Origin of the sequence: Pseudoalteromonas sp. SG43-4, from assembly GCF_014164325.1 — a bacterium.
Classification (GTDB): Bacteria; Pseudomonadota; Gammaproteobacteria; order Enterobacterales; family Alteromonadaceae; genus Pseudoalteromonas; species Pseudoalteromonas distincta.
Map to the genome: position 1 here is coordinate 231,683 of NZ_JACJFB010000004.1, position 23,833 is coordinate 255,515.

22 protein-coding genes are annotated in these 23,833 nt (G+C 39.3%); 9 read left to right on the plus strand and 13 right to left on the minus strand.

The genetic code is table 11. The features are described 5' to 3' along the window. Positions 1-21 precede the first annotated feature (21 nt). Positions 22-402, minus strand: a complete 381-nt coding sequence (locus tag H5160_RS06145) for a DUF3192 domain-containing protein (protein ID WP_024596200.1) — start codon at positions 400-402, stop codon at positions 22-24. Positions 403-587: 185 nt separating this feature from the next. Further along, positions 588-1,532, minus strand: coding sequence for a D-2-hydroxyacid dehydrogenase (locus tag H5160_RS06150; RefSeq protein WP_182737074.1), 945 nt, complete (start codon positions 1,530-1,532; stop codon positions 588-590). A gap of 389 nt (positions 1,533-1,921) precedes the next feature. Between H5160_RS06150 and H5160_RS06155 the strand changes: the two genes are divergently transcribed. Both H5160_RS06155 and H5160_RS06160 read left to right on the plus strand, forming a co-directional pair. Continuing rightward, positions 1,922-3,055 carry a 1-acyl-sn-glycerol-3-phosphate acyltransferase gene (locus H5160_RS06155; RefSeq protein ID WP_154903727.1) on the plus strand — a complete coding sequence of 378 codons (1,134 nt, stop codon included), beginning with the start codon at positions 1,922-1,924 and terminating at the stop codon, positions 3,053-3,055. 105 nt (positions 3,056-3,160) lie between these two features. Continuing rightward, on the plus strand, positions 3,161-3,406 hold the full coding sequence (locus H5160_RS06160; RefSeq protein WP_008170756.1) for a DUF1289 domain-containing protein: 246 nt from the start codon (positions 3,161-3,163) through the stop codon (positions 3,404-3,406). Here H5160_RS06160 and H5160_RS06165 read toward each other — a convergent pair. Further along, the gene (locus H5160_RS06165; RefSeq protein ID WP_182737075.1) at positions 3,403-4,101 is read right to left on the minus strand and encodes an ABC transporter substrate-binding protein; all 699 of its coding nucleotides are present in this window, start codon (positions 4,099-4,101) and stop codon (positions 3,403-3,405) included. The two genes, H5160_RS06160 and H5160_RS06165, sit on opposite strands and share 4 nt — an antisense overlap. Before the next feature lie 119 nt (positions 4,102-4,220). Between H5160_RS06165 and H5160_RS06170 the strand changes: the two genes are divergently transcribed. From H5160_RS06170 to H5160_RS06180, 3 genes are read left to right on the plus strand one after another with little or no spacing between them, the layout of a single operon-like run. Further along, a complete protein-coding gene (locus H5160_RS06170) occupies positions 4,221-4,424 on the plus strand; it encodes a DUF3283 family protein (RefSeq protein ID WP_024596204.1) in 204 nt (67 codons plus the stop codon). 14 nt (positions 4,425-4,438) lie between these two features. Then, positions 4,439-4,840, plus strand: a complete 402-nt coding sequence (locus H5160_RS06175; protein WP_182712853.1) for a GNAT family N-acetyltransferase — start codon at positions 4,439-4,441, stop codon at positions 4,838-4,840. A gap of 25 nt (positions 4,841-4,865) precedes the next feature. Then, the gene (locus H5160_RS06180) at positions 4,866-9,368 is read left to right on the plus strand and encodes an EAL domain-containing protein (protein WP_165723841.1); all 4,503 of its coding nucleotides are present in this window, start codon (positions 4,866-4,868) and stop codon (positions 9,366-9,368) included. Positions 9,369-9,384: 16 nt separating this feature from the next. On the opposite strand, the gene H5160_RS06185 is transcribed toward H5160_RS06180, so the two are convergent. Continuing rightward, the gene (locus H5160_RS06185; protein ID WP_182712851.1) at positions 9,385-10,338 is read right to left on the minus strand and encodes an ion transporter; all 954 of its coding nucleotides are present in this window, start codon (positions 10,336-10,338) and stop codon (positions 9,385-9,387) included. Continuing rightward, positions 10,338-13,007 (minus strand): bifunctional acetate--CoA ligase family protein/GNAT family N-acetyltransferase, encoded by a 2,670-nt coding sequence (locus tag H5160_RS06190; protein ID WP_039488310.1) that lies wholly within the window; start codon positions 13,005-13,007, stop codon positions 10,338-10,340. Before H5160_RS06190 ends, H5160_RS06185 begins: the two co-directional genes overlap by 1 nt. 114 nt (positions 13,008-13,121) lie before the next feature. On the opposite strand from H5160_RS06190, the gene H5160_RS06195 reads away from it, so the two are divergent. Next, the gene (locus tag H5160_RS06195) at positions 13,122-13,838 is read left to right on the plus strand and encodes an SIMPL domain-containing protein (protein ID WP_002962579.1); all 717 of its coding nucleotides are present in this window, start codon (positions 13,122-13,124) and stop codon (positions 13,836-13,838) included. A 321-nt stretch (positions 13,839-14,159) separates the two neighbouring features. Further along, positions 14,160-14,603, plus strand: a complete 444-nt coding sequence (locus H5160_RS06200; RefSeq protein ID WP_182737077.1) for a hypothetical protein — start codon at positions 14,160-14,162, stop codon at positions 14,601-14,603. Here the strand turns inward: H5160_RS06200 and H5160_RS06205 are convergent. The 8 genes from H5160_RS06205 to H5160_RS06240 form a co-directional block, all read right to left on the minus strand. Then, a complete protein-coding gene (locus tag H5160_RS06205) occupies positions 14,586-15,254 on the minus strand; it encodes a hypothetical protein (protein ID WP_165723838.1) in 669 nt (222 codons plus the stop codon). The two genes, H5160_RS06200 and H5160_RS06205, sit on opposite strands and share 18 nt — an antisense overlap. Before the next feature lie 90 nt (positions 15,255-15,344). Then, positions 15,345-17,180, minus strand: a complete 1,836-nt coding sequence (locus H5160_RS06210) for a DUF885 family protein (protein ID WP_182737078.1) — start codon at positions 17,178-17,180, stop codon at positions 15,345-15,347. Positions 17,181-17,259: 79 nt separating this feature from the next. Then, entirely contained in the window at positions 17,260-18,396 is a 1,137-nt protein-coding gene (hemW, locus tag H5160_RS06215; protein WP_002962575.1) for a radical SAM family heme chaperone HemW, read from the minus strand. Continuing rightward, the gene (gene rdgB, locus H5160_RS06220; RefSeq protein WP_182737079.1) at positions 18,393-18,992 is read right to left on the minus strand and encodes an RdgB/HAM1 family non-canonical purine NTP pyrophosphatase; all 600 of its coding nucleotides are present in this window, start codon (positions 18,990-18,992) and stop codon (positions 18,393-18,395) included. Before rdgB ends, hemW begins: the two co-directional genes overlap by 4 nt. Positions 18,993-18,996: 4 nt before the next feature. Further along, positions 18,997-19,440 (minus strand): DUF4426 domain-containing protein, encoded by a 444-nt coding sequence (locus H5160_RS06225; RefSeq protein ID WP_154903714.1) that lies wholly within the window; start codon positions 19,438-19,440, stop codon positions 18,997-18,999. Between the two features lie 60 nt (positions 19,441-19,500). Next, complete coding sequence (locus tag H5160_RS06230; protein ID WP_002962568.1) at positions 19,501-20,034, minus strand: YggT family protein; 534 nt, start codon at positions 20,032-20,034, stop codon at positions 19,501-19,503. Between the two features lie 26 nt (positions 20,035-20,060). Continuing rightward, the gene (proC, locus tag H5160_RS06235; RefSeq protein ID WP_039488316.1) at positions 20,061-20,882 is read right to left on the minus strand and encodes a pyrroline-5-carboxylate reductase; all 822 of its coding nucleotides are present in this window, start codon (positions 20,880-20,882) and stop codon (positions 20,061-20,063) included. Positions 20,883-20,899: 17 nt separating this feature from the next. Beyond that, positions 20,900-21,613, minus strand: a complete 714-nt coding sequence (locus tag H5160_RS06240; protein WP_165723833.1) for a YggS family pyridoxal phosphate-dependent enzyme — start codon at positions 21,611-21,613, stop codon at positions 20,900-20,902. A gap of 2 nt (positions 21,614-21,615) precedes the next feature. Here H5160_RS06240 and H5160_RS06245 point away from each other — a divergent pair, with 2 nt between their 5' ends. Both H5160_RS06245 and H5160_RS06250 read left to right on the plus strand, forming a co-directional pair. Next, the gene (locus H5160_RS06245) at positions 21,616-22,656 is read left to right on the plus strand and encodes a type IV pilus twitching motility protein PilT (protein WP_024596218.1); all 1,041 of its coding nucleotides are present in this window, start codon (positions 21,616-21,618) and stop codon (positions 22,654-22,656) included. A 9-nt stretch (positions 22,657-22,665) separates the two neighbouring features. Continuing rightward, positions 22,666-23,802, plus strand: a complete 1,137-nt coding sequence (locus H5160_RS06250; RefSeq protein WP_002961946.1) for a PilT/PilU family type 4a pilus ATPase — start codon at positions 22,666-22,668, stop codon at positions 23,800-23,802. The last annotated feature ends 31 nt before the right edge of the window (positions 23,803-23,833 follow it).

Here is a 23,833-nt window from a genome sequence, read left to right on the forward strand (position 1 = left end):
ATATCAAACATTTTTTATTGGTTACTGCGTGATCATACCTAAAGCGGTGTCACCAATGCCCACCAACTTATCATTTTTAAATACAAGTGGCGTACATTCATCTTTTGTTGTTTTTGAATCTGAATGCTTGCTATGCGTTACATAAAAAAGTACTTGGTATACATCGTCATCTTTTTTTAATAGCTCAGTGAAATTAGGCGTTTTTAATTGCGTTAAAACAGACTGATAGCTGCTATCCATTTTTAGCTCCGATATAACTTCACGATTATTTTTATGCTGTGCTTGCCAGCTTGATGAGTTTTTCCCTGCCCAATGAGTCTCAGCTTCGCCATCTGACACGGCAATAACACAGCCTGTTAAAAATGGAGCGATTAAAGCGGCTGCTAAAAGTGATTTTTTCATTTTTATTTACCTTAATAAGATTTTTAATTGGTTATTAACTGTATTAAAGCAAAGAGTAGACCATATTGATAAGTTGTTATGAATCAGTTTGTTAAGTGAGTTAAGCTGTTTTTATCTAATAAAATATTAAATATATTAGTAAAAACAGCCACTTTTTAGCTTATTTGATTACTACAATAAAATGATTAAACCAAGCGGTTGCGTGATTCACCTTTAGTAAATGCCGCAATATTCAAACTTACTTCATTAATTAAACGCACAATAGATTCAGTACTTGCCCATGCAATATGTGGAGTAAGTAATAAGTTATTGCCTGTGTAATTAGCAAGTGGATTTGAAGCTTCAGCAGGTTCTTTAGTTAGTACATCAACACCCGCTCCAGCAATTAGGTTTTGCTTAAGCGCTGTTGCTAAGTCGGCTTCGTTAATAATACCACCACGTGCTGTATTAATAATAATACTGCTGGGTTTCATCATTTTTAGCTCATCTAACGAAATTAAATCGCGTGTTTCATCAGTAAGCGGGCAGTGCACGCTAATTATATCAGCGGTTTCTAATACTCTTTCAAAAGGTGTACGGCCTTCTCTACAAGAGGCGCCTTTACGCTCTGCAACCACTACATTGGCTCCAAAAGCTTGCGCTACTGTCGCCACACCTTTACCTAGCGTACCGCCGCCTATAATGGCAAATGTTTTACCTTGCAAGTCGTTAAAGCTGTAATCGAGTATGCAAAACATTTCACTTTTTTGCCATGCGCCTTGCTGGCAATCCGCCTGATAGCGGTGGGTGTTACCCAGTAAGTTAGTAATTAAAGAAAATGTATGTTGAACAACTGAAGGGGTTGAGTAGCCAGCTACATTAGTTACGGCAATACCAAATTCTTTAGCGGCTTCTAAATCAACATTATTAGTACCGGTTGCACTTACGCAAATTAATTTCAGTTGTGTTAGCTGACTAATTGTATCGCGATTCAAAACTGCTTTATTAGTGATTAATACATCAGCGCCTTGGCAATGCTCAATAACTTGCTCTGGGCTGGTAAGTTCATAAGTCGTTAATTTACCAAGTTGTTCTATACACGAAAGAGATGTTTTAGCTAACGTTGCGTTATCAAGAATAGTAATGTTCATTATGAGCCCTAAAATAAGTGGATCTGAAAGAGTTAAAATCGTAAAAAAGAGGCTTACGATCCATCAAAAATCTAAAATATGGGCTTAAGGTACTACGAAAGAAAGGCTTTGTTAATGCTATTACTACCAAATGATTAGAGGGCTATGTAGTAGTGGTCTGCCCACTAGCAGATTGAGAACATGGTATTTTGCTAGACTGATCAGTTTTTTTGCACTTATAAGCAAGCCTGTGGTCATAGAAGGTAATTAAACTCGGCTTTAAAGCAAGTTGCTAAAATAAAAAATCGTTTTTTTGGTTATTTCGCATTTTAGATTGGCTGAGTTATAATCGGATATAGACATAAACGGTGCGCTTTAGCGTGCCGTTTTTTAACATTGTAGATGTAGTAATGAGTGAATTAGAAGATAAATACGCAGATATACGCCCATACAACGACGACGAAGTTGCGGCGTCGCTTACACGTTTGATTAACGATGATGCGTTTATTGATGTAATAGCAAAGTATAATTTACCGCGCTTTTTATCGGCAGTGCCTTTTATTGCACGTCCAATGGTAAGAAGTCAGTTACGCAAAAAATGGGGCAAAGTAAGCACCGTTGAAGATGTGCAAAATGAAGTGGCGCAATACTTAGATAAACTAGTGAAGCGCACCACATCAAAAGTTACCTTTTCTGGGCTAGATCAGTTAGACGCTAATCAGGCCTATTTATTTATTTCAAACCACAGAGACATAGTGCTTGATCCTGCATTAGTTAATTGGGGTTTATATCAGCATAAAATGAAAACAGTGCGTATTGCTATTGGCGATAATTTATTGCAAATACCTTACATTACTGAGCTTATGCGTTTAAATAAAAGTTTCATTGTTAAGCGCTCTGCTAAAGCACCAAAAGAAATGTTAAAAGCATTAACCCAGTTATCGTCATATATCTATGACTCTTTAATCGGTGGAAATTCTATTTGGATTGCACAAAAAGAAGGACGTGCAAAAGACGGTTTTGATCAAACAGATCCTGCCCTTTTAAAAATGTTGCAATTAAATGGACGTAAACAAAAGAAAGAATTTGGCGATTATATTAAAGAGTTAAAAATAGTGCCTGTTTCTATTTCTTATCAATATGAACCGTGTGCAATTGCTAAGGCTAAAGAGCTTTATCATAAACAGCATCATGGTGAATATATTAAGTCAGCGGGCGAAGATATTGCCAGTATTGTTGAAGGTTTTAGTTCAGCTAAAGGGCATGTGCATTTAGCATTTGGACAGCCAATCGAATCTAAATGTGATAGTGCTGAAGAGCTTGCTAAAACAATTGATAGGCAAATTGTAGATTCGTTTTATTTGCACCCAGGTAATTACATTGCTGGTGGCTGTAAAGAGGCGGTAATAGACTCTCCAGATACAGCGACGTTTGAACAGCGTTTAGCCTGTGTACCAGAAGAGTTAAAACCGTTAGTGCTGGCCATGTACGCTAAGCCATTTCACCGTAAAACAGAGATAAATACCAATAGCTGTGAGTATTAATAATCCCAGCTCAACAAAACTAAGCAGCAATTAAATTGCTGCTTTTTTTTTGCTCAAAAATAACGCTATACTAATACCTCCTCTTCAACTGGGCGGTACTTATGCATGCAACAAATTGAAATATTTGATATTCCAAGTCCTTGCAAAAGTATTTGCTTAGTTAACAACAGAGGGTATTGCAAAGGGTGTTATCGTAGTCGGGATGAGCGCTTTTCGTGGAATACCTTATCGAACGACCAAAAAAAGAAGGTGCTTAGTTTGTGCCAGCAGCGCTACAAGCGCTACCTTCAAAAAAAGCAGCAAAATGCAGTGCCAAGCACGCAGGCGCAGCAGCAAGGGTTCGACTTTTAAAAGCTTAATCCATATTTGGCTCTTAGTGCGTACGCAGTGCCATTGTTAGTTAGGTTAATTAATGACATTTTAAGCTTTTCTACTAAGTTTTCATTACGTTTATTTAAATAATGATAAAGCGGATAAGTACTCAATACTTCTTTTACAAAACAGCCTTGAGGTGACGGGAGCTCATTATTTTGCATTATAAAGTTAATCATCAAAGCTCCCTGTACTTTTTTCTGAGCAAGCAAATTAAGTTGGGTATTCATGCTTTTAACTTTAATAATATTCCCTGCAAACTGTGTGCTTGCTAAATAATGTTCTTGCACAGGGTAGCCATCAACAATTGCGACGCTATCGAGCTGTTCTAAACTGTTAGGTAAACAGTTTTTATATAATACTAAGTCAAACTTAAATAGCTCATAATCGACTCTAATTAAGTTTTCGTAATTTTCTTCAACGCTTGCATCTCTTCCTAACTGCCCATCAAGTACGCCATTATTTGCAGCGAGCAAAGCATTTTGGTGACTAAAATCGATTATATGTATTTTAAAACCGATATCTGCGTATGCTAACTTTAATAGCTCTAAGGCATAATCAGCTTGAGGTGTACTTTGCGGACGATTAAAAGTGAGGTTGTATTGATGACTAAAACAAGAGGCGCTAAAAAATAAATTTACCAATAATAACAAGATACTAAAATGTCTATTCATTATCAGTTCCAATTACTACAGAAATAAATAAAATAAGACGCGTATAATAACAAGGAGATTACCTCTTGCCCAGTTTAGAGGGGGAATCAAATAATCTTAAAAGCGAATGAGGAAGTATTGTGAGTTTTAATTTATGCCTATTACCACGTGAAGAAAAATATCAAATTCAGTTAGATTATGAAGCGTCTTTTTGGGCGTATCAAATTAAGCGTAATAAAAAAACGAGAGAGCAAGTTTACAACACAATCCACAGCCGCCCAGTGGCAGAGCAAATGGTTTTGAAACAAAAATTTGAACAGTATTTAGCGCTAATGCTTAGCTAAATATCGATATAAAAATGTATAAAGTTGAAGTGTTAAATGAACTAAAAACCCCACTTGTGAATAAATTCTACAAAAAGCACAGCGTAAGAGGGCGTGCTAATAAACAAGATAAGGTATGGGTTACTTACTATAATAATGAAATAGTGGCAGCATGTAGGTTACAAGATAAAACAGAGTTTTTATTTTTATCTACCATGTTTGTTGCGCTGGGACATCGCGGTAAAGGTATTGCAAAACAATTGCTTTCAACACTCTTAAAGTCGCAAAATAGAGAGATAAAGACCTTCGCATATGAAAACGTAGCTGATTTATATTGTGCTATTGGTTTTAACCAGGTGTTAACATATACTCTTGCTTTACAAGTACTTTTTGATACTTACAAACATCGAAATATAGTCGCTCTAGAGTACCCATAATAATAAATAATAATATGGAATAAGCATGAGTAAATACGTTAATGGGATCATTAGTTGCTTTGTAGTTTTAATAACTATTCTAAGTTGCCAAGTAGGGGCACAAGTAAAACGTTTATCTCCTAGCGAAGGCTTATCACAAAGCTACGTTAATACAATGCTTATAGACACTAACGGTTACCTTTGGCTTTCGACAGAGGCCGGGCTTAATCGTTATGATGGCTATCAAGTTATTCCAATAAACGGCCCTAATGGTGAGTTAGAAGAGGCGATCATCGATCGTATTTACCAAGACCCTCAAGGGCACATTTGGATAGCCTCTTTACTTGCAGGCCTGTTTAGATACGACCCCGTAACAGATTCATATCAGCAATTTCTAGAAAAACCGACCAGTGAAGAAGAAATTATCAATCAGTCTGTTTTTAGTATGGTGGCCGTTGATAAAAAAACACTTTGGATTGGGCGAGGCCGCGATTTTGCAAAGCTTGATATCGCAACCGGAAAAATAACAACTATTTTTGAGCTTCCGGCTAAATATAAAAATACCCTTGTGAGAAAGCTGTTTGCCTACAATGGTTATATATTTATAGGTACAAGCCATGGTGCATACGTATTTGATATTGCCACCGAGCAAGTTAGACCTCTACAGCATTTAAAAGGTGAAGCTGAGCATATTTACCAAAATAATGTGAAGTCTTTCGCATTAGGTGAAAATAAACAGTTGTTAGTAGGGGCGGTACAAGGCTTATACGAAGTTGATATTAGTAACTTATCAAAAATGTTTGAACGCCCAGATTTACCTTTTAAAAGTAAGGTATTACTAAGTGACTTAAATGTTTGGAGCATAGTAAACGAACACGGAACAATAGATTTAGCTACCGACAAAGGCTTGTTTAAATTTGATTTAAACACAAAAGAGCTGATTAAAAATACTCGAATAGCCAAAAGTAAGTACACACTTGCCGATACCAGTATTATTGATATGGCTAAAGATAAATCGGGTGGTACATGGGTTGCGACTAAGACTGATGGAGCGTTTTACTTATCTCACGACAGCTATCATTTTAATAACGTCGATGGCACTTTGCTCGGGGGGGATGGTTTATCACATCACTCTATCTGGGGGATTACCGAATATAAAGACAAGCTTTGGCTTGCAACGCATAACGGTATTACCGAGGTTGATTTAAAAACAAATATTGGTAAAGCTTATTTAAAAGACTACAAAGTCGACTTACTCACCACTGAGTTTACCGTATATGAAATAACGCCCTATAAAGATAATTTATGGCTTTATACAAACCGTGGTTTATTTATTTTTGACCCTGTAACGCATCAAGTTAGCGAACCAAAAGTGCATAACCCTGCTGATCAAGAGCTGATTACTGGTAGAGTGCATGGCGTTACACTCATGCCAAATGGCGATCTATACTTTGTGCACTCAGATCATGGGGTATTTATATACAATATAGATTCTCAAGTAATAACGCGTCTGGGTGGCCAGTTTGACCAGTTTGAACCCTTTTTAGCTCATGGCTTTTTACCCGCGTTGAGCAATAAGCCAGACTCGCCACTATTTTTTAATGCTGGAATTTTATATCAAGTAAACCCAAGTGATTTAGCACTTAAAATGATTTACAAAGTGCCAAAGCAGCACGAAAACGTAGCCATTAGCGTGCTTTCTTATTTAATTGATAACAACAATATATTGTGGATATCACTTTCTAATTTTGGCTTGATAGGCCTTGACGCATCTACTTATCAATTAGTACATACAATCGATTTAGAGAAGAATAAATTAGGCACATTGCTTTACGATATGGTGCTAGATGATGATGGCATGATCTGGATGAGTAGCCATAAAGGCATTTGGCGATTAAACCCAGAAACACTTCATTTTCAACAATTTTCTACGTCAGAAGGGTTACTCTCTGCTGAGTTTAATAGTAACGCCATGGCACAGCTTAAAGATGGCCATATTGCGTACGGTAGCTTAAAAGGTTTTACTTATTTTCACCCAATGGAAAACCAAAATTACCAGTCACTTATTGATCACGTAAATATTACGCGAGTTGATTTAATGTCACGAGATCTATCGCTTGATTTAAAACAGCCTCTTAACGAGGTTGTGTTAAACCATGATGATATTGGGCTTGAAGTGGCATTTTCGGCTATGGCATTTAGTAATCAAGAACGCATTATTTATGAGTATCAACTCGATAACGGACAAAAAAGTTATACTCGAAATAACAACCGCGTATTGTTTCCAAAATTGAATCCAGGTAATTACCAATTAAAAGTTTGGGCTAAAGACCCCCTGACTGGCGAATATACCTCGCCTGCTATTTTAAAAATAAAAGTAAAGTATCCGCTTTGGCGTGCACCTTATTTTATGGTGCTTTACGCCATGCTGTTTATTGGTTTTGTTGCTATGTGGGTTATGCGCCGTAATAAAATTCAGCGTATTTTATTGGCAGCAAATAAAGAAAGTAAAGAAAGCGAAGCGCGTTTAAAATTAGCACTTGAAGGCAGCGAATCGGGTGTCTGGGATTGGGAGTCGAGCAACCCAAGCATTTACCAACCCCGCTTAGCGAGTGAGTTAAGCTACGAAAATGAAACCGTAAGCCTTGATGAATATTTATCTAAAATTCATCCGCAGGACAAACAGCTATTTCGCTTAGAGTGGCTTGAATTTTTATCTACCGATAAAGGCTACTTTAATTGTACCTACCGCCTGCGCCATGCAAAAGGCTATTGGCGCTGGTATAAGGACTTTGGAAAAGTAGTTGAGTGGGATGATAAAACTCCACAAAAAGTAGCGGGTACTTATACAAATATGACCCGTGAGATGGTGTTTGAAGAACACGCTTTACTATTTACGGCAGCATTTGAGCAAACACGTGATTGGGTGTTTATACTCGATAAAAACTTAAATATTCGGGCTTCTAATAAATCACTGCAAACCGCCTTTAACTTCTCCGCTGAGTCGTTATCTAGCCGGACTTTAAATTTAGGTATATCGCGCAGCAATCGTTTTGATTATTTACGCATTATGCAAAAGCTATCTGTTGGGGAGCATTTTTCGTGCGAAGACAGTGTGGTTTTAGCTAATGGTGAATCGCGTCATGTACTTGTGAAAATAAGTGCAGTGGCCGATAACGAGCAGCGCCTTAATAGTTATGTCATTATTTTAACCGATATAAACGCACAAAAATCAGCTGAAAACGAGCTGCACCTATTGGCCAACTACGATGCCTTAACTGGGCTGCCAAATCGTACATTATTTAATGACCGCGTTGAACACGCCCTTGAGCAAGCAAAACTGCATGGATGCAAAGTGGCTTTGTTACATATCAATATTAAACGTTTTAAATACTTTAATGACTCATTAGGGCACGAAGCGGCTGATGAGCTAATTAAAGAAGTTGCTGAGCGCTTAAAGTGCTCTTTGCGACCATCGGATAGTGTTGCGCGATTTGGTGGTGATGAGTTTGTCGTGTTAGTAGAAGATATTCATCAGATAGAGCAAGTACTTATAATATGTACTAAGTTGATGGATTGCGTGAATCAAAATATTGCGATTAATGGTCAAGTTGTAAACGTTAATTTAAGTATTGGTGTGTCGATATCGCCAGATGACGCAGAGCAAGGCCCCGCACTTTTAAAAGCTGCGAGCATAGCGTTATATCATGCAAAAGACTCTTTAGAAGGGCGCTACCAGTTTTATAAGCAAGAGATGAACCAGCATGTTCAAAGAGCGCTGCATCTTGAATCTCAGCTTACTAGAGCGTATCGAGAAGAAGAGTTTTGTAATTACTATCAGCCTATTATTAATGCTAAGAGCCAAAAAACAGAAGGCTTTGAAGTGCTGCTGCGTTGGCCCGAAAATAAACTAGTACAAACTCAAGAGTTTTCGCTGGCTGCAGAGGGGATAGGCTTAATTACAAAAATTATGCTGCAGACCTTTGCGCGCGCTTTATTGGAGTTAAAAGAGTGGCGAAAAGCCTCACCTAACCTGTATTTATCTATTAACTTATCAGCACTAGATTTTGAGTTTAAAGAACTCGTACCTGAAATTAAAAAAGCGTTAAATAATTCAGGTGTATCATCTGAGGCAATTGTTTTTGAAATAACCGAATCAATATTAATGCGTGATTCAAAAGAAGCGCTGCACAGCATGGAACAACTTAAAAAGTTGGGTTGTAGATTGTACATGGATGATTTTGGTACAGGTTACGCATCACTTACTTATTTAAAGCGTTTCCCTATTGATGTACTTAAAATAGATAGAAGCTTTGTACAAGACATAGGCATAGACTCTGATGATGAGGCCATTATCCAATCAACACTCGCGCTTGCAGATAGTTTAGGCAAAGAGTGTGTCGCTGAGGGCGTAGAAAGCTCGCACCAACTTGCTTTTTTAAAGGCGAGAGGGTGCAAGCATTTCCAAGGGTATTTATTTAGTAAACCGGTACCTAATACCGAAGTACTCGCGCTTATTAATCGCGATTGGAGTGATATATTTAATTAATCATAGCAGTACTTGTTTAAGGCCTTTTACCGCAGTGTCTGCAAAACAAATGGCTGTTATGCTCATTTAACTGCGTTTTAATGGCCTTATTAGCTTCTAGTTTACTCAAGCCTAACTTATGGCGTAGCTCTTCTAGGTGTACTTGTTGGGTATCATTAAGTGTGCCATCTTGAATTGACTCGTGCACTGCGTCTTCAAAAAACTGACGCCGTTTACGTATCTGTTCTGAAAAACTAGACGCCAGTAATCCGGTAGGAATAGCGACCATACCCATGCTCAGTAGTGTGATAACGCCACCGAAAAACTTACCCAATGGCGTTATAGGTACTACATCGCCATAACCAACGGTCGTTAGTGTTGCCATTGCCCACCACATAGCCGCAGGAATAGAGCCAAATTTATCGGGTTGTATATCGTGCTCAATTAAATAAATTCCGCATGAAGCTAAAATAAGCACAACGGCCATTATAAAAAAAGCAGCCATTAATGAACTACCTTCATCGTTAAAGGCTTTTAAAAGTAGCTGCATGGCGCGTGAGTAGCGAGTGAGTTTAAATACTCTTAATAATCTGAGTATGCGTAAAAAACGTAAATCGAGAGGAAATAAAAACATCATTAAGCTTGGCAAAATCGCTATTAAGTCGATTAACGCAAGTGGTGATAAAAAATACTTTAATCTGCGTTTACTGTTCGAGCCTTCCATTGCTACATATTGTGTTTTATCTACACAGGCCCAAAGCCTGGCTAAGTATTCAATAGCAAAAATAGCGACCGATACAATTTCTAAAACTAAGAATTCGTTGTAATACTGCTCTGCCACACTTGGGATTGACTCAATAACAATGGCTACAACGTTAATCATTATTATGCTAATGAGCGCAATATCAAGAATATGCCCTGAGCGTTGATATTGACCTGTACCTTCAAACAGGCAAGCCATTTTTTGGCGTAACGTTTGCGGTTCATTCATTATTTAAGTTTAAGTACCATGTTAATACTGCCTTCTTCAAAGTCGCGACTAATTTTAAAACCTAGCTTACGGGCAAGTTCGATCATCCCTGTATTCTCTGGTAAGGTTATGCCTTCAATCGACTCCACACCTTGACGTTTACAGTGATTAATTGCAGCGCTCATTAGTATACGACCAAGCCCTAAGCCTTGGCAGTCTGAGCGTACTACAATAGCAAACTCAGCATGTAAGTTATCGGGGTCCATAATGACGCGAGACACACCCAGTGTACGGGTTTTACCTTCAAAGCGTTGGCACACAATAAACGCCATTTCACGGTCGTAATCAATTTGCGTCATTTTAGCGAGTTGATCGTGGTTAAATTGTGGTAGTTCGCCAAAAAAGCGTTTATATCTGTCTTCTTTGTTAAGTGACTCGTCAAATACTTTATGGGCTTGTTCATCTTCCGGTTTTATCGGTCTGAGCGTAGCTTGAGTGTTATTTTTAAGTGTTACCACTTCAACAAGTTCAATAGGGTAGGGACGAATAGATAAGCGCTTACGATTGCTCTGAGCTTGATAGCGGTTAAGTGTCATAGTGGCATCGAGCACTAAAAACTGTCCATTGCTGGCAAGTATAGGATTTAGTTCCATTGAGCTTATATCGGGTTGATCAATAACTAACTGAGAAATACGCGTTAGCAGTGCACATAAACGATACTTATCAACTTTCTCGGGGAGTATGCGCTCCTTTAATACGCCTTTGTCGTGCGCTGCGGCAATTAAATACTTTGCCAAGTTCATATTCAGTGGAGGCAGAGCAACGGCGGCTTGTGCATATTCAAGGCCGGTGCCTGCTTCACCTAATAATATAACTGGGCCAAAATTAGGCTCGGTTTTAATTGCAATTCGCAGCTCATTTGCGCCTGCTCGCGGCGCCATTTTTTGTAATGAAAACCCTTCAATAACAGCATCCGGATAAGTGTTTTTAATACGGATAAGCATCGCAAAAGCAGTTTGTTCAACCTCGTTGGCGTCGTTTAAATTAAGCACCACCCCACCTACTTCAGACTTTGAGGCAATACTTGGACTAATCAGTTTTAATGCGACTGGAAAACCAAGCTCTATGGCTTGCTCTTTGGCTTCTGTTGGGGTGTAAGCGACCTCAGTTTGAATGCATTTAATACCATAGTGGTTCAATACTTGGCTTGCCTGATGAGTAGGTAAGTAGCTTTGTCCATCATCTAAAAACTCATTAATAAGGGTTCTAGCTGCCACCTTATTTATTTTAGCGTCATCAGTGTTCGACTCAGGTGTTTGCGTTAAATGCTTTTGGTTACGACGATACGTTACCAAGTGCATAAATGCGCCTACAGCCCCTTCGGGCGTACGATAAGTGGGTATTGCGTTGTTTGAGCACACTTTTCTGGCGGCGTAAGATGCGTCTTCACCCATAAAGTTAGTTATAACGTAAGGGCGCGCCATTTTGGGTAATGTTTGTAAGGTTTCTACAATAATGTTGGCGTAGTCTTCGCTGGGCGCAAGCGCTGAGGGAGTATGGATAATCAGTAAGTTTTTAACTTCTTTTGCGTGCAGTAAAATTTCTAATGCTTGCTTATAACGCGCAGGTGCTGAGTCGCCAAAAATATCCACAGGGTTTGAGGTGGTTTCTGATTGTGGAATGACTTTATTTAGCGCATTTCGGGTTTCAATGCTTAGTTCTGCTAATTTACCGGAGCTTTGAATTAGCTCATCAACAGCCATAACACCCGGGCCGCCACCATTAGTTAAAATTGTCAGTTGTTCTACTTTTAATAATTTTGGATGCATGGCGAGTGTTTGTGTCGCTGCAAATAGCTCTCGTAAATCATTTACACGCAGCATACCCGCTCGTTGAAATAACGCATCGTAAACAGCGTCAGAGCTTTGCTTTCCACCGGTGTGAATTTCGGCTGCAAGTGCGCCCGCAGTTGTTTTACCTGTTTTAATCGCAATTACAGGCTTACTAAAGGCCGCGGCTCTTGCTGCTGATATAAAGCCACGAATATCTTCAATGTTATCTATGTAGAGTAAAATAGCTTTGGTTTTAGCATCACGACCTAAAAAGTCGAGTAGTTCATTAAAGTTTATATCAAGGCAATCGCCTACTGATACAAAATATGAAAAGCCAATTTCTTTGTTTTTAGCCCAATCTAAAATGGTTGAGCATACTGCTGCTGATTGCGATACAAATGCTATTTTACCTGGGCTTGCCACGGTATGTGAAAAGCTCGCATTTAAACCAATATGAGGGATCAGCAAGCCTAAACAGTTGGGTCCAAGCAAAGTAACTTGCTTGGCTTGAGCACATGCTTTAAGCGCGCTTTTTTGCTCCCCAGACAGCCCATCGGCAATAACAATAGCGGTTTTACAGCCAAGCTCTCCAAGCTGCTCAATAATATCAATTAAGGTGTTTTTGTTGGTACAAATAACAGCAAGGTCGGGTACTTTTGGTAAGTCAGCAATAGAAGGGTAAGCAAGTACGCCATGTACTGCGCTATGGCTTGGAGTAACAGGCATTATTGGCCCTTTAAAGCCACCTTGAAGTAAGTTGCGCATAACCACAAAACCAGCCCGAGTTGATATGTTAGAGGCGCCAATAACGGCCACTGAGCTTGGGTTAAAAAATTGGGTTATACGCTTAAGGCTCATGGTTTTTCCTAGGCTGATTAAATTTTGCGTTATTTATAGTCTCAATGTACCCTGTTTACTGTGTTATTTCGAGCGTCTCGATGCTTATTATTGATATCAATCAAGGAGATTATTGTGAATAAAACCCCCGGTTTTTACATTGTTATAGCGGCTATTTGTTTAAGTATAGGCTTAATTAGCTTAGGGTTTATTTTAAAAAGTACCGCTTTGAGTGTGAAAGGGATGGAACGTACTGTGCAGGTTAAGGGATTGGCCGAGCGAGAAGTAATAGCCGATACGGTAATTTGGCCTCTGCAATTTAGTGATGCCGACAATAACCTTGAAAAATTAGTAAGCCGAGTTGAGAAAAAAAATGATGCGGTAACTGCTTTTTTAAAACTCCATGGTTTTGACGACGATGAAATAACAATAGGTAGCCAGTCAGTTATTGATAAGCAAGCACGTGAATACAGTAATGAAAATCAACAATTTAGATACATAGTGCGCTCAAATATTATTGTTTATTCTGCTGCGCCAGATAAAGTGCAAAACGCGCTGAGTAAAGTAAGCCAGCTTGCTAAACAAGATATCGCAATAGTGCAGGATAGCTACGAAACAAAAGTTGAATACATCTTTACTGGCCTCAATGATGTAAAGCCTGCGATGGTGCAAGAAGCAACTGAAAAAGCGCGTGAAGTCGCTAATAAATTTGCTAAAGACTCTAATTCAAAATTAGGCAAAATAAAAACAGCTCGCCAAGGGCAATTTAGTATCAGTAATCGAGATTCAAACACACCGCAAATAAAAAATATAAGAGTGGTAACCAGTGTTGAATATTATTTAAATGACTAGGGCCTGTTGACCTTTCAGGATTAAAATTTGTTCAATCTAGGGGCGATTTAATCGCGGCGTGAGGTTTGTAACCTAGCGGGCTAAGTAAAAACCGAGCAAAGCTTCCGCGTCCTGCTCACGCCCCTTACCTACATCCATGTAGGCAACAAAGAGTAAATTGCCCCTAGGTAGAACCCTTCGGGCAGCGTATGTTTGGCATTTATTCCACGTTATCGCCTATTTATGGGAAATAACCACACTACATAGGCTCTGCCTTGCCTAAATACCAAACATACTGCTGCAAATTTAACCTCGAAAGATAAACAGGCTCTAGGAAATAATATGTCAGAGTCTAAATATGGTCAGTTTGTACTGGCGCCCCGTTCGTATTTTTTCACTGCTATAGCGAGCGTAGTATTTGCGTTTATAGGCTTTAGTTATAATGCATGGCAGATGGAGGCAAGTGAAGATAACAACAATACACGCATTGCTAGCTTTCAAATCTTACAAGAACTAGCCGAGCTTGAGCTTATTGTATTTGCGGCACATTACGATAATAACAAAATAGATGGCAGCCCCAGAAAAGGCTGGGTTAAAGTTAACTTAATTCATGACTTAAGCTACTTAGCCGTTGATAAAGTACATTTAAAAACAAAAGACTTACAAAAGGTCTGGCAAACAAATTGGCCAAATATGGTTGATCACCAAAGTGCTGCACAATCTATTACACATGCCATAGACAGTGTGCGTACAGAAGTTGTGAGTGAATTAAAGCGCCTTGATTAAGTGAGCAACTTGCGCCGTTGAGCGTTGCAAGTAAGCGGCGCTCAGTAAAATTGTGGTCTCGTTAACTTTTTGCCCTTTTATTACGTTGGCAAGCTGCTGTTTAGCGTTAGGATTTTGTTTTTGCTCTATTTCCATTAATGCTAACAAAGCTGAAAATTCATGCTTTACCGGTGTGCTAGGTTTATTTGCATAGGCTATGTAGCAGGCAACCGCTGTCAAGCCATGAGAGTTGGGCTGCGCCAGCGCTTTAGCTAACTCATCATTTGATTCAAACAACATCAAAGAGCGCACATAGTTAAATGGCAGCTTTGTAGCATCGGCATGCTTAAACACATTGTGCAGTACGTTATTTCCTTGTGTATCTTGTACTAAAAAGCCTTTATTTACTTTCAGCGCAGGGGTAAAAAAGCTCAATGCGTCAATATTAGTGAGTTGATTAATAAATGGAGAAGGCGCTGTGTTAGAGCTTAATATCCGCGTTGCTATGTTTTGCATAAAGTCATACTTAACACTTAACCGTTGGGCGCTGTCATATAAATGGTTAAGCTGCAAAGTTTGCTGAGCAGGGCTTAACTGCTTAAAGTCGTTATCGAGCTCATTTAACTGTTGCTTTGAAATACGCGCATTAAGTAGTTGTATGCTTAAATCCATTATTATTTCCAAAAATCTTTTTTACTACTATAAAACAAAAAAGGCCGCAAATGCGACCTTTCATATTTAAAGCAATTGTTTAAATTGGTTTTAAGCTTTTTTGCTTGCTACCCATTCATTAACAAAGTTCTCTAGTACATTTAGTGGTACAGGACCATTTTTAAGCACTACGTCGTGGAACTGGCGAATATCAAACTTATCACCCAGTTGCTTTTTAGCGTCTTCACGAAGCTCTAAAATCTTAAGCATACCCACTTTATAAGCCGTTGCTTGTGAAGGCATTACAATGTGACGCTCAACCATTTTAACACCGTCAGATGTTGCATTAGGCGTGTTATTTACGTAGTAATCAATACCTTCTTGACGAGTCCACTTCATCGCGTGAATACCCGTATCAACCACTAGACGACATGCGCGCCATAGCTCCATTGAAAGACGACCAAAATCTGAGTAAGGGTCTGAGTACATGCCCATTTCTTTAGGAATGAACTCTGAGTATAAACCCCAACCTTCAATATACGCTGTGTAACCACCAAATTTACGGAACTTAGGAACGCCTTCTAGTTCTTGCGAAATAGCGATTTGCATGTGGTGACCCGGAATACCTTCGTGGTAAGCAAGTGCTTCCATTTGATATGTTGGCATAGCTTCCATGTCATAAAGGTTAGCGTAGTAAATACCTGGGCGTGAACCATCTGGAGCTGGCTGTTGGTAAAATGCTTTGCCCGCTGCTTTTTCACGGAATGCTTCAACTGCTTTTACTTTTAAATCAGCTTTTGGTTTAACAATGAATAACTCATCTAAGCGTGTTTTCATTGTATCAATAAGTCCAGTGGCTTCATCAAGGTAGCGTTGCTTACCTTGTGCATCATTAGGGTAGTAAAATTGTTTGTCAGTTTTCATAAACTGCATAAACGCTTTTAAGTCGCCTTTAAAGCCTACTTTATCTTTAATTTCACGCATTTCATCATGAATACGTGTCACTTCAGATAAACCAATTGCATGAATTTCTTTAGCCGTTAAATCTGTTGTTGTAGTGCGCTTAAGTGCGTTGTTATAAAACGCTTCGCCATCTGGTAATTTCCATGCGCCATCGCGATCATCAGCACGTTTCTCAAGCTGCGCTAGGTAATTAATTAGCTTAGAGTAAGATGGTTTAACAGCCGATTTTAATGCATCTGATGCATCGCTGATTAATGAGTCTTTTTCGTTTTGGTTAATTTCAAGCGCTGTTACTTTTCGTTTAAAGTCAGCAAGCAATGTAGAATCATCGCCTTTTTCAAACGGTGCACCGTGAATAATGTTTTTGCTTGAATCAATAACATGCGGGAATACAAATTTAGGGGCTATGATGCCTTTTTCTGCACGTACAGTTAAATCAACGATAAGCTGATTAATAACACCAGTTACACCATTTAGGCGTGAAATGTAGTCTTTAGCTTCTTTTACATTACTAATTGAGTGCTGATTAATTAAAAACGCAGGGATCATAGAATGCGTACCAAACATTTGGTTCACAGGGTAATTATGGTAGCGCCATTTAAAGTCAGCAATTGAGCTTTCAAGATCCTGTTTTTTTAAGTCGTAGCTAACTTTTGTTGCATCATCTAATAGATCACGATTAATTGCTTTTAATGCAACTAGGTCAGCTTTTGTTTGTGCTAAATCTTTAAGCTTTCTTTCTTCGCTGCCATCGTCCCATTTATCGTAATCTTGCTTAATCCCCATGTATGTTTGATATACAGGGCTGCTCATTACATCGCGGTTAAATGTATCTTCAAAAAATGCATTGGCTTTGTCTATTTCACTTTGTTGTGATTGAACTGCTTGTGCAATAGGGGCTGAAGTAGATTGTTGTGTTGTTTGCTGGCAGCCAGCAAGTAGTGCAACGCTTACTGCGGCCGCAATAAAAGTGAGTTTACGCATTGTTTTCCCTTTTGTTGTTAGAAACCCATTAGGGTGATTTATATTTATTAGTTTTATATTGTTGTGCAGTGCCTTAGCGCTACACAAACAATTCTAGCAGGTCATTTAAAAAGCGATGACCTTTTAAGGTTACCTGCCAATGGCTGTCTGTTTGAGTCAATAAACCTTTATTTATTGCTTGGTTTAATGCACTTTGCTGACTTTGCAGCGGCAGTGTTGTTAGTTTATTAAAATCATTAATTGGGCAAGGCTCAACAAGGCGAAAGCGATTCATAAAAAATTCAAACGCTAAATCGTCCTGCTCTACATGCCAGCTTTTATACATATATGGTTTAATTAAATCCATATAGCCGCGTGGATGTTTAACCTTTTCGGTACGCGTTATAAGCCCTGTATTTGCATCAGTAACCTTACCATGTGCGCCGCAGCCAATACCGAGATAATCGCCAAAACGCCAATAATTTAAGTTATGTTGGCATTGATAGCCCGGTTTTGCATAGCCCGATATTTCGTATTGCACGTAACCTGCTTGCGCGAGTAACTCAACCCCTTGTTCTTGAATGTCCCACAGTGTTTCATCTTGTGGCAAGGTAGGGGGCTTTGAAGCAAACTGAGTATTGGGTTCAATAGTTAGTTGATACCAAGATATATGCGGTGGATCGAGCGCTATTATTTGTTTTAAATCACTCAGAGCATCATCAAGTGTTTGCCCAGGTAAGCCATGCATTAAATCAAGGTTAAAGCTATTTAAACCGGCTTCTTTAGCTTGTTGCGCGGCATAGTTTGCCTCGTCGCTGCCATGAATCCGACCAAGTGCTTTTAACTTGTCGTTTTGCATGCTTTGCACACCGATAGAAATACGGTTAATGCCTGCTTTTACGTAATCTTTAAAGCGACCTGTTTCTACTGTACCAGGGTTGGCTTCAAGGGTGATTTCGCAGTGTTCTTCAAGCCCAATTAGGTTGTCGACTTCATTTAATAAACGGGTATAAGCTGCACCAGTTAATAAGCTTGGTGTGCCGCCACCAATAAAAATGCTGTGAATTTTACGTCCTTGCACTAAGTGCAAATCTGCTTTTAAGTCATCAATTAAGTGTTGAACATATTCAGCTTCAGGTATTTCACCTTTTTGTCCGTGGCTATTAAAATCGCAGTACGGGCATTTTTGCACGCACCAAGGCACATGCACATATAAGCTCAGTGGTGGAAGGTTCACAGGCCGCCTTTTTGCTGTAGTTCTAGTAATAATTTTTGCAGCGCTTGTCCGCGATGACTCACTGCATTTTTTTGCTCTTTTGTAAGCTCAGCACTCGTACAATTTTTCTCTGCTACAAAAAACACAGGATCGTAACCAAATCCACCGTTGCCATTTTGAGTGAGCGTAATTTCGCCCTCCCAACTAGCACTACAAATAAGCGGAGTAGGGTCGTCTGCGTGGCGCATTAACACCAGTACACACCAAAAACGTGCACTGCGAATAGGGTTATCACCTAAATCTACAAGTAACTTATCAATGTTATCTTGATCGCTGGCACCTGGGCCTGCAAAACGGGCTGAGTAAACACCGGGTGCGCCATTTAGGCCATCAACTTCCAAACCTGAGTCATCGGCAATAGCAGGCATGCCAGTAATTTTAGCAGCATGGCGCGCTTTAATAATGGCATTTTCAACAAAGGTAGTGCCGGTTTCGGCAACTTCACCTACGTTAAAATTGCTCTGTGGAACTACATTAATATTCAAAGGGCTTAGCATGTTAGCTAGCTCTTTTACTTTGCCAGGGTTACCTGTAGCAAGTACTAAAGTTTTGGTCATGTTATTAATCTACGTAAAATTTTTGCTGAAACTGTAATTTTTGAAATTGATTACTTTGTTGTATTTCAATCTCAAAGCGTAAAATCTCTTCGTTGGTGTAATCAACTTGGGCAAGGTAATAAATTGACTCACCTTCTTTTACTTCTTTAAAAGTAAGCGTTTGTTTGTTGCCAAGTAGGTTTTTAGCTGTGCCTGTAAGCTTTGCCGTTTGTGCTGTTTTATCGGCATCATTTTTTAATATAGAAATGTTTACAACCCCTTTGTAGCCACTGCGCTCAAGGTTGTACGCTTTTGCTATTTTTGGCTGAATAAAAGTAGAAGGAAAGGCGATGTAATGCACTTGCCAAGGGCCAAGCTCTTTGTATTGTGCGCCCTGCATTTCTTCGCTTTGCGCGTTAAATGCAAATGCTAAACAAGCAATAAAACAAAACTTAATTAAACGGTTCATTATGTATTCCTCAAAACATATAAAAAAGAGGCCTTTGGGCCTCTAATTAAAAAATCCATATTAGACTAAAAAATCCATAAGCAGCATTTGCAAAAACTGAATACCAATAATAAGCACTAAAACTGATAAATCTAAGCCACCCATTGATGGTAATATTTTACGAATTGGTTTTAGCATTGGTTCAGTAAGCTGGTGGAAAACCGCTTCTATAGGGTTATAGCCTTGGCTAACCCAACTTAAAATAGCGCGAATAATAAGTACCCAAAATACTAAATTAAGGCCTTCTTTTAGTACCGTTATAAGTGCTTGAATAAGTACAGGCTGTATTGCCCACGCATTATATATAACAAGCATTAAAGTACTAATTTTGGCTACAGCCACTATAAATGCCAGCAACAGAGATGCTAAATCAAGTCCGCCAAACCCCGGAATGATTTTACGCAGTGGCTTTACCGCAAACGAAGTGGCTTTAACCACAAACTGGCTCATTGGATTATAAAAGTCGGCTTTTGCCCACTGCAGCCAAAAGCGCAGTAATACCACCATTAAAAACAAATCAAACAGGGTACTGATTAAAAATTGCATGGCATTCATAGTGTAACCTTCAATAAAAAGTGGTTTTAAAGTTCTTTTTCCATTTGCTCTGCACGCGCAATACACGCATCCATTGCATCGCCAACGGTTTTAGTTAAGCCTTCGTCTTTTAAGTGCTCAACAGCTGCGTGAGTAGTGCCGCCTTTAGATGTTACGTTTGAACGTAGTTGCGAAATACTAATATCAGGCTGGCTAAGTGCCATTTCGGCAGCGCCAAGGGCTGTTTGTTGTACCAGGCGACGAGCGTCTTCATCGTTAAAGCCCAGCGCTTTTGCTTTTTCTTCTATGGCTTCCATAAATAAGAAAAAGTAAGCAGGTGATGAGCCGGTTACAGCAATAATATCGTTAATTTGTGACTCTTTTTCCACCCATACAACAATGCCCGTGCATTCAAAAACTTGTTGTACAAATTCGTGTTCGCTTGGTGTTTCGCCCGCACCATATAAACCTGATACTCCGCGACCTAATAAAGATGGCGTGTTTGGCATACAACGTACCATTTTAACGTCTTGGCCTAGCATTTCACGCAAACGTTTTACAGTTAAGCCCGCAGCAACAGAAATAAACAGTTTATCGCTAAAATCTACGCCCGACTCTTGAAACGATTTACATAAATCGCCCATCATTTGTGGTTTAACAGACAAAACAATTACATCAGCATCGCGCAGGGCTTCGTTATTGTCACTGGTGGTTTGCACCTTGAAATCAAATGCTACCTTTTCAAGCTTTTCTTGGTTGCGGTTAGTCGCAATTATGTTACTTGCGTTAAAGCCGTTTTTTACCATGCCACCAATAATGGCGTAGCTCATATTACCTGTGCCTATAAATGCGATTTTTTTATCTGACATAAATCTGTTATCACCTTTTAAGTTCGTGTTCCAAAAATGTCTGTGCCGATCCTTACCATGGTTGAGCCTGCGCTAATGGCAGCTTCAACATCGTTACTCATACCCATCGACAAAGTATCTACTTGAGGATATTGGGTCTTTAGTTTATCAAAGCAAGTTTGTAATTGCTCAAAAGATTGAATTTGCGTATCCAGTTTGTCGCTTTTAGCGGGAATTGCCATTAAACCTCGAAGTGTTAAGTGCTCACATTGGTTAATATAATCGGCAAGTTCATCTATTTCATCGCGGCGGCAACCTGACTTTGCTTCCTCATTACTTATATTTACTTGAATAAGTATATTAAGAGGTGGTTTATCGTTTGGGCGCTGGGAATCTAATCGCTTTGCTATTTTTATGCGATCAACACTTTGCACCCAATCAAAGTTAGCAGCTACTAATGCACTTTTATTTGATTGAATAGGGCCAATGAAATGCCAAATGATGTCGCTATATGACTGTAGTTGAGCTATTTTATCTATAGCCTCTTGAACATAAGATTCACCAAATTCGCGCTGACCATGCTCATAAGCTGCAATAATATCTTCGCTTGGTTTAGTTTTAGACACTGCTAGTAGAGTAACTTCGTTAGTGTTTCGCTGTGTGTTTTTTGCCGCGTCTGCAATTCTAGCGTAGGCGGATGTGAGTCGTTCTGCTATTGTAACCATATATTTATCAGTTAGTTGTGGAGTCATAAATGGATATTACCGAATTATTAGCGTTTAGTGTGCAACACAAAGCATCCGATTTACATTTATCGTCGGGTGTTTCACCTATGATACGCGTAGACGGTGATGTTCGCCGCATTAATATACCAGCCCTTGCAGACAAAGACGTAAACAGTCTGGTTTACGATATTATGAACGATAATCAACGCAAGGACTACGAACAAAACCTCGAAGTGGATTTTTCGTTTGAAGTGCCTAATTTAGCACGTTTTCGTGTGAATGCGTTTAACTCTAATCGCGGGCCTGCTGCGGTATTTCGTACCATACCAAGTGAAGTGTTAACGCTTGATGATTTAGGTGCGCCAGATATTTTTAAAACAATCTCTGATACCCCACGTGGACTCGTGTTAGTAACAGGGCCAACGGGTTCAGGTAAATCAACAACACTTGCCGCTATGGTCGATTATATAAATCAAAATAAACATCACCATATTCTAACAATAGAAGATCCAATCGAGTTTGTTCACGATAATAAATTAAGTTTAATTAACCAACGTGAAGTTCACCGCGATACACATAGCTTTTCAAACGCGCTACGTAGTGCATTGCGTGAAGACCCTGATGTAATACTTGTGGGTGAGTTACGTGATTTAGAAACAATTCGTCTTGCAATGACCGCTGCTGAAACGGGTCACTTAGTGTTTGGCACGCTACATACAACATCTGCACCCAAAACTATTGACCGTATTATTGATGTATTCCCAGGTGAAGAAAAAGCTATGGTACGCTCAATGTTATCTGAATCTTTACGTGCGGTAATTTCACAAACACTGCTTAAAAAAATTGGTGGTGGGCGAGTTGCAGCACACGAAATTATGATTGCAGTCCCTGCTATTCGTAACTTAATTCGTGAAGATAAAATTGCACAAATGTATTCGTCTATTCAAACCGGTGCGTCTGTGGGCATGCAAACAATGGATCAGTGTTTAACTAATTTAGTTAATCACGGTATTGTTACAAATACGGCAGCGAAAGAAAAAGCGCAAGACAAAACACAATTTGGTGGGTAAGAAATTATTATGGCTTTATCTTTAAACGACTTTTTACTCATAATGATTGAGAAAAAGGGTTCTGACCTATTTGTATCGAGTCAGTTACCTGTAAGTGCAAAAATAAACGGCGAGCTAATAGCTCTTAGTGACGATAGACTGACTGATGAGCAATCGCTTGAGTTAGTAGAATCTGCAATGAGCGAAAAGCAAAAAGCAGAATTTCATACAACGAAAGAATGTAACTTTGCGATTGCTACCGACGAAGGGCGTTTTCGTATTTCTGCTTTTTGGCAGCGCGATAGAGCAGGTATGGTTATTCGCCGTATTGTGACGCAAATTCCTGATGTGAGTGATTTAGGTCTGCCGTCTACGCTGACAGATGTAATTATGTCTAAACGCGGTCTTGTCTTGTTTGTAGGTGGGACAGGCACGGGTAAATCGACCTCACTAGCTGCACTTATTGGTTATCGAAACCGTAATCAACGAGGTCATATACTGACCATTGAAGATCCGATTGAGTTTGTTCATGAGCATCGTAAAAGTATTATTACTCAGCGCGAAGTAGGGCTTGATACAGAAAGCTTTGAGTCGGCACTTAAAAGCTCATTACGCCAAGCTCCAGATGTTATTTTGATTGGTGAAATTCGATCGCAAGAAACGATGGAATACGCCCTAAGCTTTGCTGAAACCGGGCACCTGTGTGTTGCAACACTACATGCTAATAATGCGAACCAAGCGATTGACCGTATTATGCATTTAGTACCAAAAGAAAAACACGATAAGCTTAAGTACGACTTAGCACTTAACTTACGTGCCATTGTTGCTCAGCAATTAGTGCCGACTGCTGATGGTGAAAGCCGTGTTGCAGCTATTGAAATATTGCTTAACTCACCAATGGTCGCTGAACTGATTAAAAATGGTGATATTGGCGGAATTAAAGAGGCAATGGCTAAGTCGAAAGAAATGGGCATGCAAACCTTTGACCAAGCGTTATTTGAGTTGTACAGACAGCAGCGAATTAACTACGCTGATGCACTGCACCATGCTGACTCGCCAAATGATTTACGCTTAATGATAAAACTGCGCAATAACGAACAACAAGGTGCGGGCTTTTTACAGGGCGTTACTATTGATGGCCTTGATGATAAAAATAGCGATCAATAATTTAAAAGTAATTAATAAAAAAGCGCCAATT